Genomic DNA, 1,309 nt, shown 5'->3' on the forward strand with positions numbered 1-1,309 from the left:
TGAGGGAAATCGAAAAAGTGGATAATGCGATTTCGCTGTACTTTAAGGGAATAAAGGAAGATTTGCATACGCTGGCGACTGATCCGCGGGTGCTGAAAGCGGACAGCAGCATAACGACATATAAAGATATGAAAGGGAATGGCGCATTCGTCCAGATGACCCCAAGCAAAAATGGAGCAGTGGAAAAGGAGATCTATGAGGTCTTCTCTCACTTTGGAAAAAACCATCTGGATGCAATGTATGTGTATATGGGCACTGAGGAAGGCCGGTATATCCAGTATCCTCAAGGACCCACGCTCATCGGATATGATCCAAGAAAGAGGCCCTGGTATGTAACGGCCCTGGAGGCCCCAGGGGAAGTATTGATGACAGGTGCTTATGTTTCATCGGGAATAAACCATAAAATAGTCAGCAATGTCGTCACGATTGAACGCAATGGCAAAAGAATCGGGGTCATGGGGCTGGATGTCAGTCTGGACGGGCTGACGAGCCTGATTCATGATGTGAAAATAGGTGGAAGCGGGTATGTGATTCTGACGCAAAGAGATGGCACGATTATTGCGCATCCTAAAAAGCCCGAATTAAATTTTGAATCCATTTCTGAATTGAACATTCCCGAGTTGGAAGCAATCGGGCAGGATGGCACCTTTGAAGCAAAGGTAGACGGTGAAGAATCCGTTATACATGTTATCACTTCGGAAAATCATAACTGGAAATATATATCTGTCATTGAAAAAAAAGATTTGGCGGCATCTGCGGATCAAATTAGCCAGAATTTTATTATCATAGGCTCTCTTGTACTTATCATCGCTATTGTCATTTCTATATATATCAGCATCCGTTTTACTAATAATTTTAGGAAATTGGCGAAAGAGATGGGGAAGCTGGAAAAATTGAAGACAGTCAGTGAATTAGCAGCGAGCATTTCGCATGAAGTGCGCAACCCCCTAACTGTAATCAAGGGGTTTCTGCAGCTGTTAAAGGAGAGTAATCATACTGATGAAGATAAGGTGATGTATCTCACGACTTCGATACATGAGCTGGAGCGTGCTGAACATATTATTACCGATTATCTGACCTTTGCGAAGCCGTCTCTCGAAAACGTAAAGGTATTGGATTTGGCTGAAGAAATTGATTATGTTTTAATGATTGTAAGTCCGTATGCGAATATGAATAATGTGCATATTAAAGTATCCCGGGAGGAAAATTTGTACATTTCCGGAGAGGCCGACAAGCTTCATCAATGCTTGAGTAATGTAGTCAAGAATGGGATTGAAGCGATGCCTGAAGGGGGACAGCTCAGTGTCTC

General features: G+C 43.0%; 1 protein-coding gene. It reads left to right on the top strand.

The window, feature by feature from the left end; genetic code table 11:
• Positions 1 to 17 precede the first annotated feature (17 nt).
• Positions 18 to 1,309: PAS domain-containing sensor histidine kinase (locus BTO28_RS16705; protein ID WP_269843886.1), on the top strand; the 1,292-nt coding region annotated here is incomplete at its 3' end.

It is taken from the genome of Domibacillus epiphyticus (assembly GCF_001975785.1).
GTDB classification, from domain to species: Bacteria; Bacillota; Bacilli; order Bacillales; family Domibacillaceae; genus Domibacillus; species Domibacillus epiphyticus.